This window comes from Microvirga sp. 3-52 (assembly GCF_018383585.1).
Classification (GTDB): domain Bacteria; phylum Pseudomonadota; class Alphaproteobacteria; order Rhizobiales; family Beijerinckiaceae; genus Microvirga.
Genome location: NZ_JAHAMK010000005.1, coordinates 96,608 through 111,807 on the forward strand (window position 1 = coordinate 96,608; position 15,200 = coordinate 111,807).

Sequence of the window (15,200 nt, forward strand, 5' to 3'; positions counted from 1 at the left end):
GAAAGGCACGGTTTTCCCTCCCCCTTGTGGGGAGGGATTAAGGGTGGGGGTGTCGGCGCCTGACCTTCATAGGCTAGCGCTCACACCCCCACCTCCCACTCCTCCCCACAAGGGGGAGGAGAGTTCCTTGTGCTCTGTCTTTCCAACGGGCGGCAGACAAAAAGCGCGTCTCGGGCAAGCCGAGGCTTGTGGGAGAGGAGGGCCTGCCCGCGCAACATCTTTAGGTGCCGGGCTTTCAGGATGAGGTGGGAGGCCGATGAGTTAACCCCCGAGGATGTTCAGCCAAACACCGGATCGCGCTCGATGGTGGCCGAGAGCCGCACGGGCATGCGGGCCTTCACCTCGTTCATGAGCACGCGGCGATGGACCAGATCCCCTCCCCGCACCGAGGAGGGTGCGAACAGGTTGACCAGGGCGTTGACCATGCCGGCCCGCTGGCGCCGCATCCGGGCCAGTCCGCGTTCGGGCTTGGATAGAGCGACGAACCGGTCGAGCACGCGGATCCAGCCCTCCTGCGGAATGTCGCCGTCGTCGAGGCACAAGAGCCAGTCGCGCCGCGCGGCTTTCGCTCCTTCGATCCAGGAACCTCTTTGCGCCGTCACCAGGGTCGCCCCGGCGGCATCGGCTACCTTTGTCAGGATGTCATCCTGCTCGTCCGTCAGGATGACGGCATCGCCGACCAGTCCGGCGGCGACGGCCGGAACGAGGGCGCTCAAGGTGGCGGCCAGAGCCTCGGGCCCGTGCGTGACGCGAACGAGAACAGTAATCATCTGAACACTATAGCTTCTTCGCGTCCTGCCGTCGCTAGGACATTCTTGCCGATGCCCTCTTGATTTTGTTCCTGTTTTGTTCTTAAGCTTGTGGCCTCCACTGACAGATTCGTTCGAGGCCGCCATGAGTGTTCGCGCTAAAGATCCCGTCCGCGATCCCTTCCGCAGCCGGCCTGCGAAGCGCACCCCGCTGGAAGCGGCGGAGGCTGCGCGGCGGCGGATGGACGATCCCGCGTACCGCGTCGAGGTGGACCGCCGCCGTGGCCGGGGCGCATCCGCGAACCCGTCCGGACGCTACGAGCCGGCGCAGCGCGAAGGCTTCGACGACGGCTGGGAGATCGAGGAGGAGCTTCCCTCCCTGCCCACCGAAGTGATCGTCGAGAAGCCGCGCACGATCATCACCAAGAACGATTCGCCGGACATCCTCTTCGAGAAATCGATCAATCCCTATCGCGGCTGCGAGCACGGCTGCGCCTATTGCTTCGCCAGGCCGACCCATGCCTTCCAGGGGCTGTCCTCGGGGCTCGATTTCGAGACCAAGATCTTCGCCAAGCCCAATGCGGCGGAACTCTTAGAGAAGGAACTGCGGGCCTCGAACTATCAGCCGACGACGATCGCGCTCGGCTCCAACACCGATCCCTACCAGCCGGTGGAGCGGCGCTTCCGCATCACCCGGTCCATTCTGGAGGTGCTGAACCGGATGAACCATCCCGTCGGCATCGTGACGAAGTCGGCCCTGGTCACCCGCGATATCGACATCTTGAGCAGGATGGCCGAACGGCAGCTCGCCAAGGTGGCGATCTCGGTCACGACTCTCGACCCGAAGCTCGCGCGACGCATGGAGCCCCGCGCCGCCGCTCCGGCCAAGCGCCTGGAGACGATCAGGAAGCTGACGGAGGCGGGCATTCCGGTATCGGTTCTGGTCGCTCCGATCATCCCGGCGATCAACGATCACGAGATCGAGGCGATCCTGAAGGCCTGCGCCGCAGCCGGCGCACAGGAGGCAGGCTATGTGCTTCTGCGCCTGCCGCACGATCTCAAGGACCTGATGCGCGACTGGCTCGCCGAGCATTACCCGGACAAGCTCAAACACGTCTTCACGCTGCTGCAGGAGGCGCGCGGCGGCAAGGATTACGATGCCGAATGGAGCACCCGCCAGTCCGGCATCGGCCCCTATGCCTGGATGCTCGGCCGCCGATTCGAGACCGCTGCCGAACGGCTCGGGCTGAACAAGCGGAACCTGAAGCTGCGCAAGGATCTGTTCACGGTCCCGCCGAAGGAGACGGGGCAGCTGAGTTTGTTTTGACGCCTTGAGCATCGTCCTGGACGGAGCGCGGCACCTGATGCAGACAACGAGTTATCTCTCCACGTCATCACCGGCCTTGTGCCGGTGATCCCGATGGATTGAAGCACTGCACTTCACCGTATCGAGATGGCCGGGACAGGCCCGGCCATGACGGGGAGGTCTCACCCAGTATCGCTCTGGTCACGCGACGGCCGATCAGTATATTGCCCTTCTCCTTATAAGCCTAACCGCCGGAGTGCACCATGGATCACCATACAGGGTCATGCCATTGCGGCTCCGTCCGCTTCTGCATCGACGCGGAGATCGTCGAATTGACGACTTGTGACTGCTCGCTCTGCGTCAAGAAGAACGCCCTGATGACAAAAGTCCACGAGAGCGCCCTGACCATCCTGTCAGGCGAGGAAGTCCTGTCGCTCTATCGGTGGAATACGAGGCGAGCGAAGCACTACTTCTGCTCGCGCTGCGGCATCTACACCTTTCACCGCAAGCGATCGGCGCCCGACCATTACGGTGTGAACATCTTCTGCCTCGACGGCTTCGATCCCTCGACGATCCCGACCCGGGCCACGGAGGGGATAAGCATGTCGATCGTCGACCCGGTGGCCCGCGCGGAATGGCCCGGTCCCCGGGAAGAAGCAGATCGCCTATAAGCCTGCGAACCATGACCTTCCTGATTCGCCCTCCCAAATCCGGCCTCGGACTCGAGCATGAGCTTTCCGCCCGTGCACAGGGTTTCACCTGCATTGCCGGCCTCGACGAAGTCGGGCGCGGGCCGCTGGCGGGACCGGTGGTGTCGGCGGCAGTCGTGCTCGATCTCGGCAACGTGCCGCAGGGGCTGGCTGATTCGAAGGCTCTGACGGCGGCCCGGCGCGAGGCGCTGTTTCCGGAAATCCTCGCGACGTCCCATGTCGGCATCGCCTCGGTGTCGCATCAGGAGATCGACACCATCAATATTCGGCAGGCCTCCCTGCTCGCCATGTGCCGGGCGCTCGCCGCGCTTCCCTGCAAGCCCGACATGGCCTTCGTCGACGGCAACGATCCCCCCGGCCTCCCCTGTTCGACGGAAGCAGTCATCAAGGGTGATTCGCGAATCGCCTCGATCGCGGCGGCGTCGATCGTGGCGAAGGTGGTCCGCGACCGCATGATGGCGAGGCTCGGACAAGCTTATCCTGCCTATGGTTTTGCCAGCAACGCGGGCTACAGCACGAAGGCGCATCTCACGGTGATCGCGAGCGAGGGTCCCTGCCCGTTCCATCGCCTGAGTTTTTCACCCCTGCGCCAAGGGTTACTGGACCTGTAACCGAGCTTAACGCCCGTTAACCTGAAAAGCTCAATCTTTTCAATAAGTCGGCAAGATTTGCCGACCCAAAATAAGACGCGCTTTTTTCCACTTGGAAACTTCATCTTTACCCTAACGGACCATGATCCGGAGTGTCAGTTGCGTAACCGGTGATCACCCATGGGTACCTTGCGTACCGGGGCTGCCGGCGCCGCCTCCCGGATCCATGTCTCGCGTACCGGGCGGTCTGCGCCGGCACCTCGGACGGGGCGTAAACCGCCCCTCTCCGTCCTGCCGAAATCTCTTCCTCTCAATGAGATTCTTCTCGGCGACTGCATCGCCAATCTCGAGAAGCTTCCCCCTGAGAGCGTGGACGTGATCTTCGCGGATCCGCCCTACAATCTCCAGCTCGAGCAGGCGCTGACGCGCCCGGACCAGAGCCTCGTCGACGCGGTCGACGACGACTGGGACAAGTTCGCGAGCTTTGCCGATTACGACGCGTTCACCCGCGCCTGGCTCTCCGCCGTGCGCCGCGTGATGAAGAAGAACGCGACGCTCTGGGTCATCGGCTCCTATCACAACATCTTCCGTGTGGGCGCCGCCCTGCAGGATCTCGACTTCTGGATCCTGAACGACATCGTGTGGCGCAAGGCCAACCCGATGCCGAACTTCAAGGGCCGCCGCTTCACCAATGCGCACGAGACCATGATCTGGGCCTCGAAGAGCGCCGACTCGAAGGGCTACACCTTCCATTACGATGCGCTCAAAGCCGGCAACGAAGACGTGCAGGTGCGCTCGGACTGGTTCCTCCCCATCTGCACAGGCGACGAACGCCTGAAGGACGCTCAGGGCCGCAAGGTCCACCCGACGCAGAAGCCCGAGGCACTGCTCGCGCGCATCCTGCTCTCGTCCTCCAATCCCGGCGACGTGGTGCTCGACCCCTTCTTCGGCTCGGGCACGACGGGCGCGGTCGCCAAGATGCTCGGGCGCAACTTCATCGGTCTCGAGCGCGATTCGACCTATGCCAAGGCGGCCCGGGCGCGAATCGACGCGGTCGAGCCTCTCTCCGACGTGTCGATCGCGGCTGCGCCGGAAAAGCGCACGGAAGTGCGCGTGCCCTTCCTGTCGCTCCTCGAGAGCGGCCACGTGAAGGCGGGCGAGACGCTGGTGGACGAACGCCGCCGGCATAAGGCGGTGGTCCGTGCCGACGGCACCCTGGCGCTCGGCGCCATCGTCGGCTCGATCCACAAGATCGGCGCGCTCACGCAAGGCTTCCCCTCCTGCAACGGCTGGACATTCTGGCACGTGGAGCGGCAGGGCAAGCTCGTCTCCATCGACGAGTTCCGGTCCAAGGTGCGGGCGCAAATGGCCGCCTGAGGCTTCACTGCGACCTCGCAAATCTGTTAAAGGGCCGGCCGTGCGCTGGCCCTTTTCGTTTGCCGCACTAAGCTTTTCGTCACAGAGGCGTCATCCAGGACCGTTAGCGCGGGACAGCCTTATCATTAGCGAGGAACTGCCCCGTGCCCATGAAGCGGATTCTTCTTCCCATGCTCGCCGCCCTCGTGCCCGCCTTCGCTCAGGCGCAAGGGCTGTCCGGCAACCTCATCCTTTATACCAGTCAGCCCAACACCGACGCCCAGCAGACGCTCGATGCCTTCACGGCGAAGCACCCGGGCGTCAACGTCACCTTCGTTCGCGACGGCACCCCGAAGATCCTTGCCAAGCTCAGCGCCGAGTTCGAGGCCGGGCAGCCCCAGGCCGACGTGCTGCTCATCGCCGACAGCGTCACCATGGAGGGTCTGAAGAAGGAGGACCGCCTTCTGGCGCACGAGAAGGCCGACGTCTCGGCCTATCCCGCCGGCACGCACGATGCTCAGAAATTCTGGTTCGCCACCAAGCTGATTACCACGGGCATCGCCTATAACACGAAGGCGACCTTCAAGCCCTCCTCCTGGCAGGATCTCACCAGGCCGGAGGTCAGGGGCCAGCTCGTCATGCCGAGCCCCCTCACCTCGGGAGCGGCCCTCATCCATGCCGCAACCCTGACCGGCACCATGGAGGGCGGCTGGAAATATTACGAGGCGCTCAAGGACAACGATGCCATCGCCGGCGGCGGCAACGGCGATGTGCTGAAGCAGGTGGCCGGCGGCCAGAAGCTCTACGGCGTGATCGTCGACTACATGCCGATCCGCGAAAAGGCCAAGGGCGCGCCGGTGGAGTTCGTGTTCCCGAAGGAAGGCGTGTCGGCCGTGTCGGAGCCCGTCGCCATTCTCAAGAGCACGAAGAACCCGGACGCCGCCCGCGCCTTCGTGGATTTCCTGCTCTCGAAGGAGGGCCAGGAGCTGGCCCTGAAGCAGGGCTATATCGCGGCCCATCCCGCCGTCGCTTTGCCGGCCGGCTATCCGGCGCGCGATCAGATCAGGATCATGGGCTTCGACGCGGCGAAAGCGCTCGCGGATGAAACCAGGAACAAGGCGGCCTTCGCCGACATCTTCGGACAGTGAGACATCCCAATCAGACCCGATCATTCCTGGAGCGGGGAGGTTTCGGCCTTCTCGCTCTCGTCGCTTTGATCGTCTTCGCCTTCGATGTCCTGCCCGCCGTCCGGCTGCTGCTGGCAGCCCTGTTTCCCGGCGGTGTCTTCAATCCCGATGCCATGCTCTCGGCGCTCTCCAGCCGCTCGGCCATGAAGGCGGCCCGCGCAACGCTGGAAACGGCGCTGCTGTCGACGCTCCTGGCCTTGCCGCTGGGCACCGCCATGGCCCTCGTCCTCGGCGTCACCGATGTCCGCAGGCGGCGCATCGCGTCGTTCCTCTTCGTCCTGTCGGTGATGATCTCGCCCCAGGTGATCGCCCTCGCCTTTCTGCATCTGGCGGGCCCGGCCTCGCCCATCCTGAACAGTTTAAGCCTCGCGCCGGAAGCGGGCAGCGCCAATCCGATGCTCGGGCGCGGCGGCATCATCCTGGTGCTGGGCCTGCACCACGCGCCGCTCGTCTATGTGGTGATGAGCGCCGGGTTGAAGCGCATCCCGCTGGCCGTCGTCGAAGCCGCCCGCATCGACGGCGCCCGGCCCTCGGGCATCCTTGTCGACCACCTGATGCCGCTGCTGCGCCCGCATGTCGTCAGCGCGGCCCTGCTCGCCTTCGTGGCCGGAATCGGCAATTTCGGCATTCCGGCGCTGCTCGGCGCGCCCGTGAATTACCTGACTCTGCCCGTCCTCATCTATCGTCGGCTGTCGAGTTTCGGCACCGGCATGATCGGCGATGTGTCGGCTCTCGGCCTTCTCGTCGCGGCCATCGCGATCGTCTGCGTCGCCGCAAGCCAGTACATGACGCGGAAGGATGGGGTCCATCTGGAGGACGACACGTCCCTGAAGCCGTTCTGGCCTCTCGGCCGTGCGCGCATCGCGACGGAGTTCTTCGTCGGCCTCGTCCTGGCCGTGACCCTCGTCCTGCCGATCCTGTCGCTGCTGGCGGCAGCCCTCGTGCCGTCCTACGGCATGCCTCTCTCGCCTGCGACGATCACCCTCGACAACTTCGTCGAGGTGCTGGCGCGCCAGGACGTGACGATCCGTGCCTTCACGAACTCGCTCATCTATGCCGGCGGAGCAGCCTTCCTGCTGGCATCGCTCGTCGTGCCTGTGGCCTACGGGCTGATCCGCCTGATGGGGCGATGGAGAATACTCGCGGTGTCCCTCCTCGAAATCTCCTATGTGCTGCCGGGCATCGTGCTCGCCATCGCGTGCATTCTGCTCTTCCTGAAGCCGATGCCGCTCGTGGGATTCTCGCTCTATGCGACACCGTGGATCATCGTCTTCGCCTATCTCGCCCGTTTCCTCGCGGTGGCGCTGAAACCCGTGCTGGCGGGAATGGTGCAGATCGATGTGGCCCAGGAGGAAGCCGCCGCCATCGACGGCGCGCGCCTGGCACGGAGGCTCTTCGGCATCGTGCTCCCCTCCCTGCTCCCCGCCGCTGTTGCCGGTGGATTGATGGCGTTCCTGCTCGCCTTCAGCGAGCTCACCGTCTCGGCCCTGCTCTGGTCGGCTGGAACGGAAACCATCGGGGTGGTGCTCTATAACCTGGAAGAGGCGGGCCTCGCGAGCCAAGCCTCCGCCGTCGCGGTCGTCATCATCGGCGTCGTGACAATCGCCATGCTCTTCCTTGACGCGCTGGGCAGGTATCTGCCGGCCGGAGCCTTGCCCTGGCAATGCGAGACGGAAGACGCGGTACACACGAATGCAAAGGCGGTTCATGCACCCGACCGCGTTCCGGCGATCGGCCTGCTAAAGCCGAAGCCGGCATTGAGCTGATGGATTCCCCTCCCCTTCGCCGACGCTTCGGCCGGGAATACCACCCTCTTCGTCATGGCCGTCCCCGGACTTGATCCGGGATCGGTCCCAGCCATCCCGATTGGAAGGCGCTGCGTTTCACACGATCGGGATCACCGGCACCAGGCCGGTGATGACGTGGGAGGATCGGTCACGGGCCAACGCACGCACCCAACCCCTCATCAAAACTGAACAGGTCTCACATGCTCCTGGCGGGCTGCGGGAGAACGGTCTTTGCGCGATGGTGCGGCTCTTCCTCAAGGCCGGAACATTCCCCTATGCCGAACCCGGTTCAACGCTTTAGCATCCTGTCATGGCTTCTTCGTCTCTCGATCCCTTCCGCCTCGCCTTCACCGAACCGTCCTGGGACGACGTACGGATCTTCCTGGCCGTGGTGGCTCATGGATCGATGAACAGCGCCGCGAAGGCATTGGGCCAGAGCCAGCCGACCATTGCGCGGCGCATCAAGGTGCTGGAGGAGACGGTGGGCCTCACGCTGTTCCAGCGCGGGCCCAACAACCTCGAACTGACGGAAGCCGGGCAGGCCGTTCTCGAAGCCGCCGCTCCCATGGGTGAGGCCGCCGCCATCGTGTCGCGCACGGCCGCGGCCTATCGGCCCGACCCCGATGCGCCGGTGCGGATCACGGCGACGGCCTCGGTAACGCTCTTCCTGTCCCTCTACGCGGCGGAACTGCATGAAGCCGCGGCTCCCGTGGAGATCGCCTATATCCCGACCCGCCGCCGGCTCGATCTCGCCTCGGGCGAGGCCGATATCGGCCTGCGAATGCGCCACCTGCCGGAGGGCAGCGACGATCTCGTCGCACGCAAGATCGGCCAGATCGCCTTTGCCATCTATGCCCGTACGGAAAATCCCGAAGCCGTCATCGCGCCACCGGAGGACCCGACCCTCTCCCGTCAGGCGGCCTATGTGGCAGAGTTCGCGCAGGGGCGCACCATCGCGGCGCGCATCGGCGACATGCCGATCCGCTACCAGGCGGCGAAAGCCGGATTGGGCGCCGCCTTCCTGCCTTGCTGGCTCGGTGATTCGGATCCGGACCTCATCCAGGTGACGAAGCCGGAGGGCGACCTGGTCGAGGATGTCTTCCTCGTCATGCACCGGCGCAGCCGCAACCGTCCGAACGTGACGCGGGTAGCGAATGCGCTGGCCGCGTTGTTCAAGAAGAACCAGAAGGCGCTGGCGGGCGGATGAAGGCGCGTCGGAGAGTCGGAACTCTGCGCACGATGGATATCTTCGAGGCCCACACCGCCCCGTCATCACCGGCCTGGTGCCGGTGATCCCGATCATGCGGAATGCCGAGCCTCACCGGATCGGGATGACCGGGACCGATCCCCGGATCGAGTCCGGGGACGGCCATGACGGGAAAGGTGTCGCCCGGTCGGACCTCCCCTGCCCCACAAGGGGGAGGGAGACAGCGCCCGGTGCTGAAAGGGCTTCACACGCTCTTCGCCGGCTTTTGACCCGAGGTCTTGGCCTTCCCGCCCGGCAACTCCCCCAGCGCATGCACCAGCACCTTCTTCATGGCGCCGGGCAGCGCCTCCTCGTTCAGGGCCAGGCGCGGCGTCCAGCGCATGTCCTCCGGGGCGGGCGTGCCCTTCGCCACTTTGGCGAAGAGCACCGTCAGCTCCAGAGGAAAATGGGTAAAGACGTGCTTCACCGTGCCCGGCAGTCGCTGCCAGCGTGCCTCGATGGGCGCGTCGAGCACGGCGCGGGAGGGCTCGTAATCCGGAACCCACTCGCTCGTCGGCGGTTCGGCCATGCCGCCGAGCAGGCCTGTCGGCGGACGGGTGCGGAGCAGGATCGTGTCGTCGGCCCGCAGAACCACGAAGGCCGCCCCTTTCCGCAGCTGCCCGCTCTCCTTCTTCTGCTTTTTCGGGAAGGTCTCCTGCAGACCCTCGGCGCGAGCGCGGCAGGGCACCATCCAGGGGCAGAGCGCACAGGCCGGGCGCCTGGGCGTGCAGATGGTGGCGCCGAGATCCATCACGGCCTGAGCGAAGTCGCCGGGGCGGTCCCCGGGCACCAGGGCTTCGGTCAAGGCGCGGATGAGGGGCTTGGATTTCGGCAGCGGCTCCTCGACCATGAAGACGCGGGACATCACCCGCTCCACGTTGCCGTCCACCGCCGCCGCCTTCTCGTTGAAGGCGATCGCCGCCACGGCAGCGGCCGTATAGGCGCCGATGCCCGGGAGCTTCAGGAGCTCCGCTTCCGTCCCCGGAAAGCACCCGCCATGCTTATCCACAACCGCCTTGGCGCAGGCGTGGAGGTTGCGGGCACGGGAATAATAGCCCAGCCCCGCCCAGGCCTGCATCACCGCCTCGGAGGGCGCCTCGGCCAGGGCCTCGACAGTGGGGAAACGCGCGAGAAAATTCAGGTAATAGGGTTTGACCGCCGCGACCGTCGTCTGCTGCAGCATGATCTCGGAGAGCCAGACGCGGTAAGGATTCGCGGTCACGCCGGGCTTGGCGCGCCACGGCAGGTCCCGCCGGTGACGGTCGTACCAGACGAGGAGATCCTGCGGATCGGGCTTGGTCGCGCTCGAAGCGGGCGTTAACATGTGATGTGGAATAACGATCCTCATCGCATATTCCAACGCGGCTTTTGGACATTCAACATGAGACGACCGAGACCTCTCGCCCGCCCGCTTGCCGAGTTTCTCGACGTCTGCCTGTCCCCCAGCCTGGCGGCGCAAGGCTTTGCCACCTCCGACATCATCATGGCCTGGCCTGACATCGTCGGCGATCGGCTCGCCGCCTTCACGCAGCCACTCAAGATCGAATGGAAGCGAAAAGGCCCCCATGCCGATCCCGAGACGCGGCCGGACCCGGCAACCCTCGTGATCCGGGTCGAGAGCGCCTTCGCCCTCGAACTCCAGCACCTTGCGCCCACGGTCATCGACCGGGTGAACACCTATTACGGCTGGCGCTGCATCGGGAAGCTGGTGCTGAAACAAGGGCCCGTGCGGCGGGTTGAGAAGAAGCGCCCGACAGCGCCCGTTCTCACCCCGGCGGACCGGGAGAAGGTCGACAGGGCCGTGCAGCCCATCGAGGAGGAATCCTTGAAGGCGGCGCTCGACCGGCTGGGGCAGGCCATCGTCAGCTCCGGTTCACGCACGAAAGCGTGAGATGGCTGGCGCTTGCCTCGCAGGCCAAGTCATTCTACCGCAAGTCATTCTACCGCAGGACGAAATCTCTTCAGGAGCCTCCCCACGATGATCACCCGGCGTCAGACGCTTCAGCTTCTCGGAACCGCAGCCGCAGCCGCCTATCTCGCCGCGAGCCTGCCGGCCTGGGCCCAGAACGTGGCCGTTCAGGACCTTGCGGTCCAGGGTCCCCTCGGGGACGTGGCCCTCGGCCCGGAAAACGCCAAGGTGACGATCATCGAGTACGCCTCGCTGACCTGCTCGCACTGCGCCAATTTCCACAAGACCACCTGGCCTGAGCTGAAGAAGCGCTACATCGACACCGGCAAGGTGCGCTTCGTCCTGCGCGAGTTTCCCCTCGATCCGCTCGCCACGGCCGGCTTCATGCTCGCCCGCTGCGACGGCAACGACAAATATTATCCGATCACGGACCTGCTCTTCGAGCAGCAGCGGAACTGGGCCTTTGTGGACAAGCCGCTCGATGCCCTGCGCGGGCTCATGCGCCAGGCCGGTTTTTCACAGGAAAAATTTGACGCTTGCCTCAAGGACCAGAAACTATATGACGCAGTCAACGCGGTGAAGAACCGGGGTATGGAGCAGTTCCGTGTGGACTCCACGCCGACTTTCTTCATCAATGGTCAGCGTCAGCCTGGAAGCCTGTCGATCGATGAGATTGAAAAGGTCATCAAGCCTATCCTGGGAGAATAAGCTCCCTCAGCCTGCCCTTGAGGGGCGGGACGGGAAGGCGCGTCCATGAAGCTGACGCGCCTTCGCATCGCAGGCTTCAAGACCTTCGTCGAGCCCACCGATTTCCTGATCGAGCCGGGCCTGACCGGCGTGGTCGGGCCGAACGGCTGCGGCAAGTCCAACCTCGTCGAAGCCCTGCGCTGGGTTATGGGGGAGAACTCCTTCAAGAACATGCGCGCCACGGGGATGGACGACGTCATCTTCTCCGGCTCCGGCGGCCGTCCGGCTCGCAACTGGGCCGAGGTGATGCTCACCATCGACAACGGGGAGCGCACGGCCCCTGCCGCCTTCAACGACACGGATCTCCTGGAAATCTCGCGCAAGATCGAGCGCGAGGAAGGCTCGACCTACCGGGTCAACGGCAAGGAAGTCCGCGCCCGCGACGTGCAGATCCTGTTCGCGGATGCCGCCACCGGCGCTCGCTCTCCCGCCCTCGTCCGCCAGGGCCAGATCAGTGAGATCATCTCCGCCAAGCCCCAGGCTCGCCGCCGCATCCTGGAAGATGCCGCCGGAATCGCGGGCCTTCATGCCCGCCGGCACGAGGCGGAGCTGCGCCTCAAGGCCGCCGAGGACAACCTCGTTCGCGTCGAGGACGTGATCCGCGAGCTGGAAAGCCAGATCGAGAGCCTGAAGCGCCAGGGCCGTCAGGCTTCCCGCTACAAGAACCTCTCGGCCGAGATCCGCCGGCTGGAAGCCCTGATGTACGCCATCAGCTTCGCCGAGGCCCGCGAGCAGGCCGCCACCGCCGAGCGTCAGGTCGCCGAAGACCTCAAGGCGGTCGCCGACGCCACCGAGGAGCAGACCCGGGCCGCCACCGCCCAGGCCGTCTCCGCTCATGGCATTCCGGCCCTGCGCCAGGCCGAAGCCGCCGCCGCGGCGGCCCTGCAGCGTCTGACCCATGCCCGCAACGAGCTCGAATCGGAAGAGCGCCGCTCCAAGGAGCGCGTCGTCGAGCTGGAACGCCATATCGGCGACCTGAATCGCGACATCGCCCGCGAGGCGGCGCAGCGCACGGACGCCGAGGCCACCATCGAGCGCCTCCAATCGGAAGCCGCCGAGATATCGCTCACCACCGACGGGGCGGACGATGTTCGCGCCGAGGCCGAGGAGCGCCTGCAGACCGCCGAGGCCGAGCTTGCGGAAGCCGAAGCAACCTTAAGCGCGCTGCAGGCCCAGACCTCCGACCTCAATGCCCGCCGCGCCGCCCTGGAGCGTGCCGTGCGCGAGGAGATGGAGCGCGCCTCCCGTTTCCGATCCGAGAAGGAGCGGCTCGAGCGCGAGATCGCGGCGCTTTCCGCTTCGCCAGAAGATGGCCCCTCTCTCGACGACCTGCGCGAGGAAGCGGCCATCGCCGAGGAAACGGCGCAAGGCGCCGAAGAGGCGGTGATCGAGGCGCGCGAGACCTTGTCTGCCGCCCGCGAGTCCGAGAACCGCCTGCGCCAGCCCCTCAACGAGGCAGAGCGCAAGGCGCAGCGCCTGGAGACCGAGGCGCGCACCCTCGCCAAGCTCGTGACGTCCGCGACCGGCGACCTCTGGCCCCCGGCCGTCGACCAGATCACGGTCCAGAAGGGCTATGAGACGGCCCTTGGCGCAGCCCTCGGCGACGATCTCGAGGCCTCGGTCAATCCTTCGGCGCCGCATCACTGGGCCGAAACCCATGCCGGCGAGAGTGATCCGGCGCTGCCAGAAGGCGTCCGGTCCCTGGCGGATCTCGCCCAGGCACCGGCCGCCCTGCAGCGCCGCCTGCGCCAGATCGGCGTGGTGAGCAAGGTCGACGGCTTGCGCCTGCGCGGCCTCCTGAAGCCCGGCCAGCGGCTCGTCACCCAGGAGGGCGACCTGTGGCGCTGGGACGGCTTTACGGCCGCGGCCGAAGCGCCCTCCCCGGCCGCCCGCCGGCTGGTGGAAAAGAACCGCCTCGGTGATCTGGAGCGCGAAGCAGCGGAAGCCCGCGAGCAGGCCGAGCACCTGCGTCACGAGGCGGAAGCGGCCGGTGAAGCCGTCCGCAAGGCGGCCTCCCGCGAGATGCAGGCCATCGAGGCCGCCCGGCAGACCCGTCAGGCGCTCGACGCCGGCCGCATGCGGCTTAGCATGGCCGAGCGCAAGGAGGCCGAACTTGGCCAGCGCCGCTCGGCCCTACAGGAAGGCCTGACCCGCCTCTCCGAGAGCGAGGCGGAAGCCCTGGAGCGCGTGCAGGATGCCGAGAGCGCCCTGCAGGACCTCGCCCCCGCGCCCGATCTCGAAAGCCGCCTGCTCGAAGAGCGCACCCGCGTGGCTGAACGTCGGGCTGCGGCCTCCGAGGCGCGGGCTGCCCTGCAATCTCTCATGCACGAGGCGGAACTCCGCCGCCGCCGGCAGGAGGCGATTGCCGCCGATACCCGCCTCTGGACCGAGCGCGCCGCGCGCGCCACCAGGGCGTTCGAGGATCTGGGCGAGCGCCTCGAGCGGGCGCAGGACGAGCACCAGCGGCTTCTGGAAGCACCCGACACCTATCTCATGCGCCGCCGCGCCCTCATCGCCGAGGTGGAAGAGGCCGAGGCGAAGCGCAAGGAAGCCGCCGACCATCTGGCCGATGCCGAGACGAGCCTGGCGGAGTCGGACCGCGCCGCCCGCGCCGCCCTGGAAGCCTTGTCCGCCGCCCGCGAGGCCCGTGCGGGCTCCCAGGCGCGCCACGAGGCGGCTGTTGCGCGTCTTGCCGAGATCACCCGCAACATTGCGGAAAACCTGGAGACGACCCCGGCGGGGCTCATCGAGCTCGCAGGCCTGAAGGAGGGCGTCGAGCTGCCCTCCCACGGGGAGATCGAATCCAAGCTTCACGCGTTGAAATCCGACCGCGAGCGCCTCGGCGCCGTCAACCTGCGGGCCGACGAGGAGCTCACCGAGCTCGAGACCAAGTACAACAGCATCGCGGGCGAGCGCGACGACCTCGTCGAGGCCATCAAGCGCCTTCGCCAGGCCATCGGCAGCCTCAACCGCGAGGGTCGCGAGCGCCTGCTGGCCGCCTTCGACGTGGTGAACAGCCATTTCCAGCGTCTTTTCACGACCCTTTTCGGCGGCGGCACGGCGGAGCTGACCCTGGTCGATTCGGACGATCCGCTGGAAGCGGGTCTCGAAATCCTCGCCCGGCCGCCCGGCAAGAAGCCTCAGAGCATGACCCTGCTCTCCGGCGGCGAGCAGGCCCTGACGGCCACCGCGCTGATCTTCGCCGTGTTCCTCACGAATCCCTCTCCGATCTGCGTGCTCGACGAGGTGGACGCGCCTCTCGACGACGCCAATGTGGAGCGCTACTGCGCGCTTCTCGAGGACATGGCCAGCCAGACGGAGACCCGGTTCGTGGTCATCACCCACAACCCGATCACCATGGCCAGGATGGACCGTCTCTTCGGCGTCACCATGGCCGAACGAGGTGTCTCGCAGCTCGTCTCCGTCGACCTGCAGAGCGCGGAGCGCATTCTTGAGGTAGCCTAAGGCTTTCAGCCCTGCCTTGCTTCAGCCTCAAAAACATGTGCGCTTTCAACCCAGGGCTGCTCGAAAACACTGATATTAAAGCCTTTTCAAAGACTTAGATCTTTTCAGACTGTTCTTGACAGGGGGGACCCCCGCTCATATGGTGCGC

The 15,200-nt window shown here is 65.9% G+C and carries 12 protein-coding genes; 10 read left to right on the forward strand and 2 right to left on the reverse strand.

What is annotated here, in order from left to right:
* Nucleotides 1-278 precede the first annotated feature (278 nt).
* Entirely contained in the window at nucleotides 279-770 is a 492-nt protein-coding gene (locus KHP60_RS06170) for a hypothetical protein (protein ID WP_213562703.1), read from the reverse strand.
* Nucleotides 771-990: 220 nt separating this feature from the next.
* Between KHP60_RS06170 and KHP60_RS06175 the strand changes: the two genes are divergently transcribed.
* The 7 genes from KHP60_RS06175 (at nucleotide 991) to KHP60_RS06205 (ending at nucleotide 8,892) form a co-directional block, all read left to right on the forward strand.
* Nucleotides 991-2,076, forward strand: coding sequence for a PA0069 family radical SAM protein (locus tag KHP60_RS06175; RefSeq protein ID WP_249688574.1), 1,086 nt, complete (start codon nucleotides 991-993; stop codon nucleotides 2,074-2,076).
* A gap of 242 nt (nucleotides 2,077-2,318) precedes the next feature.
* On the forward strand, nucleotides 2,319-2,726 hold the full coding sequence (locus KHP60_RS06180; protein WP_213562705.1) for a GFA family protein: 408 nt from the start codon (nucleotides 2,319-2,321) through the stop codon (nucleotides 2,724-2,726).
* An 11-nt stretch (nucleotides 2,727-2,737) separates the two neighbouring features.
* Complete coding sequence (locus tag KHP60_RS06185) at nucleotides 2,738-3,376, forward strand: ribonuclease HII (RefSeq protein ID WP_213562706.1); 639 nt, start codon at nucleotides 2,738-2,740, stop codon at nucleotides 3,374-3,376.
* A 159-nt stretch (nucleotides 3,377-3,535) separates the two neighbouring features.
* Nucleotides 3,536-4,732 carry a site-specific DNA-methyltransferase gene (locus KHP60_RS06190; RefSeq protein ID WP_249688558.1) on the forward strand — a complete coding sequence of 399 codons (1,197 nt, stop codon included), beginning with the start codon at nucleotides 3,536-3,538 and terminating at the stop codon, nucleotides 4,730-4,732.
* A 149-nt stretch (nucleotides 4,733-4,881) separates the two neighbouring features.
* A complete protein-coding gene (locus KHP60_RS06195; RefSeq protein WP_213562707.1) occupies nucleotides 4,882-5,859 on the forward strand; it encodes an ABC transporter substrate-binding protein in 978 nt (325 codons plus the stop codon).
* A complete protein-coding gene (locus KHP60_RS06200; protein ID WP_213562708.1) occupies nucleotides 5,856-7,664 on the forward strand; it encodes an iron ABC transporter permease in 1,809 nt (602 codons plus the stop codon). Before KHP60_RS06195 ends, KHP60_RS06200 begins: the two co-directional genes overlap by 4 nt.
* A gap of 331 nt (nucleotides 7,665-7,995) precedes the next feature.
* A complete protein-coding gene (locus KHP60_RS06205; protein WP_213562709.1) occupies nucleotides 7,996-8,892 on the forward strand; it encodes a LysR family transcriptional regulator in 897 nt (298 codons plus the stop codon).
* A gap of 244 nt (nucleotides 8,893-9,136) precedes the next feature.
* On the opposite strand, the gene mutY is transcribed toward KHP60_RS06205, so the two are convergent.
* Nucleotides 9,137-10,255 (reverse strand): A/G-specific adenine glycosylase, encoded by a 1,119-nt coding sequence (gene mutY / locus KHP60_RS06210; protein WP_213562817.1) that lies wholly within the window; start codon nucleotides 10,253-10,255, stop codon nucleotides 9,137-9,139.
* Between the two features lie 57 nt (nucleotides 10,256-10,312).
* Here mutY and KHP60_RS06215 point away from each other — a divergent pair, with 57 nt between their 5' ends.
* From KHP60_RS06215 to smc, 3 genes are all read left to right on the forward strand, one after another.
* Nucleotides 10,313-10,822, forward strand: coding sequence for a DUF721 domain-containing protein (locus KHP60_RS06215; RefSeq protein WP_213562710.1), 510 nt, complete (start codon nucleotides 10,313-10,315; stop codon nucleotides 10,820-10,822).
* Between the two features lie 87 nt (nucleotides 10,823-10,909).
* Nucleotides 10,910-11,548, forward strand: coding sequence for a DsbA family protein (locus KHP60_RS06220; RefSeq protein WP_213562711.1), 639 nt, complete (start codon nucleotides 10,910-10,912; stop codon nucleotides 11,546-11,548).
* A 45-nt stretch (nucleotides 11,549-11,593) separates the two neighbouring features.
* Nucleotides 11,594-15,052 carry a chromosome segregation protein SMC gene (smc, locus tag KHP60_RS06225; protein WP_213562712.1) on the forward strand — a complete coding sequence of 1,153 codons (3,459 nt, stop codon included), beginning with the start codon at nucleotides 11,594-11,596 and terminating at the stop codon, nucleotides 15,050-15,052.
* Nucleotides 15,053-15,200 lie beyond the last annotated feature (148 nt).

Excerpts from the sequence above, each read along its gene's own strand:
- smc (WP_213562712.1), top strand. The coding sequence starts at position 11,594 with ATGAAGCTGACGCGCCTTCGCATCGCAGGCTTCAAGACCTTCGTCGAG.
- KHP60_RS06205 (WP_213562709.1), top strand. The coding sequence starts at position 7,996 with ATGGCTTCTTCGTCTCTCGATCCCTTCCGCCTCGCCTTCACCGAACCG.
- KHP60_RS06175 (WP_249688574.1), top strand. The coding sequence starts at position 991 with ATGGACGATCCCGCGTACCGCGTCGAGGTGGACCGCCGCCGTGGCCGG.
- KHP60_RS06220 (WP_213562711.1), top strand. The coding sequence starts at position 10,910 with ATGATCACCCGGCGTCAGACGCTTCAGCTTCTCGGAACCGCAGCCGCA.
- KHP60_RS06170 (WP_213562703.1), bottom strand. The coding sequence starts at position 770 with ATGATTACTGTTCTCGTTCGCGTCACGCACGGGCCCGAGGCTCTGGCC.
- KHP60_RS06185 (WP_213562706.1), top strand. The coding sequence starts at position 2,738 with ATGACCTTCCTGATTCGCCCTCCCAAATCCGGCCTCGGACTCGAGCAT.
- KHP60_RS06215 (WP_213562710.1), top strand. The coding sequence starts at position 10,313 with ATGAGACGACCGAGACCTCTCGCCCGCCCGCTTGCCGAGTTTCTCGAC.
- KHP60_RS06195 (WP_213562707.1), top strand. The coding sequence starts at position 4,882 with ATGAAGCGGATTCTTCTTCCCATGCTCGCCGCCCTCGTGCCCGCCTTC.
- KHP60_RS06180 (WP_213562705.1), top strand. The coding sequence starts at position 2,319 with ATGGATCACCATACAGGGTCATGCCATTGCGGCTCCGTCCGCTTCTGC.
- mutY (WP_213562817.1), bottom strand. The coding sequence starts at position 10,255 with ATGTTAACGCCCGCTTCGAGCGCGACCAAGCCCGATCCGCAGGATCTC.
- KHP60_RS06190 (WP_249688558.1), top strand. The coding sequence starts at position 3,536 with ATGGGTACCTTGCGTACCGGGGCTGCCGGCGCCGCCTCCCGGATCCAT.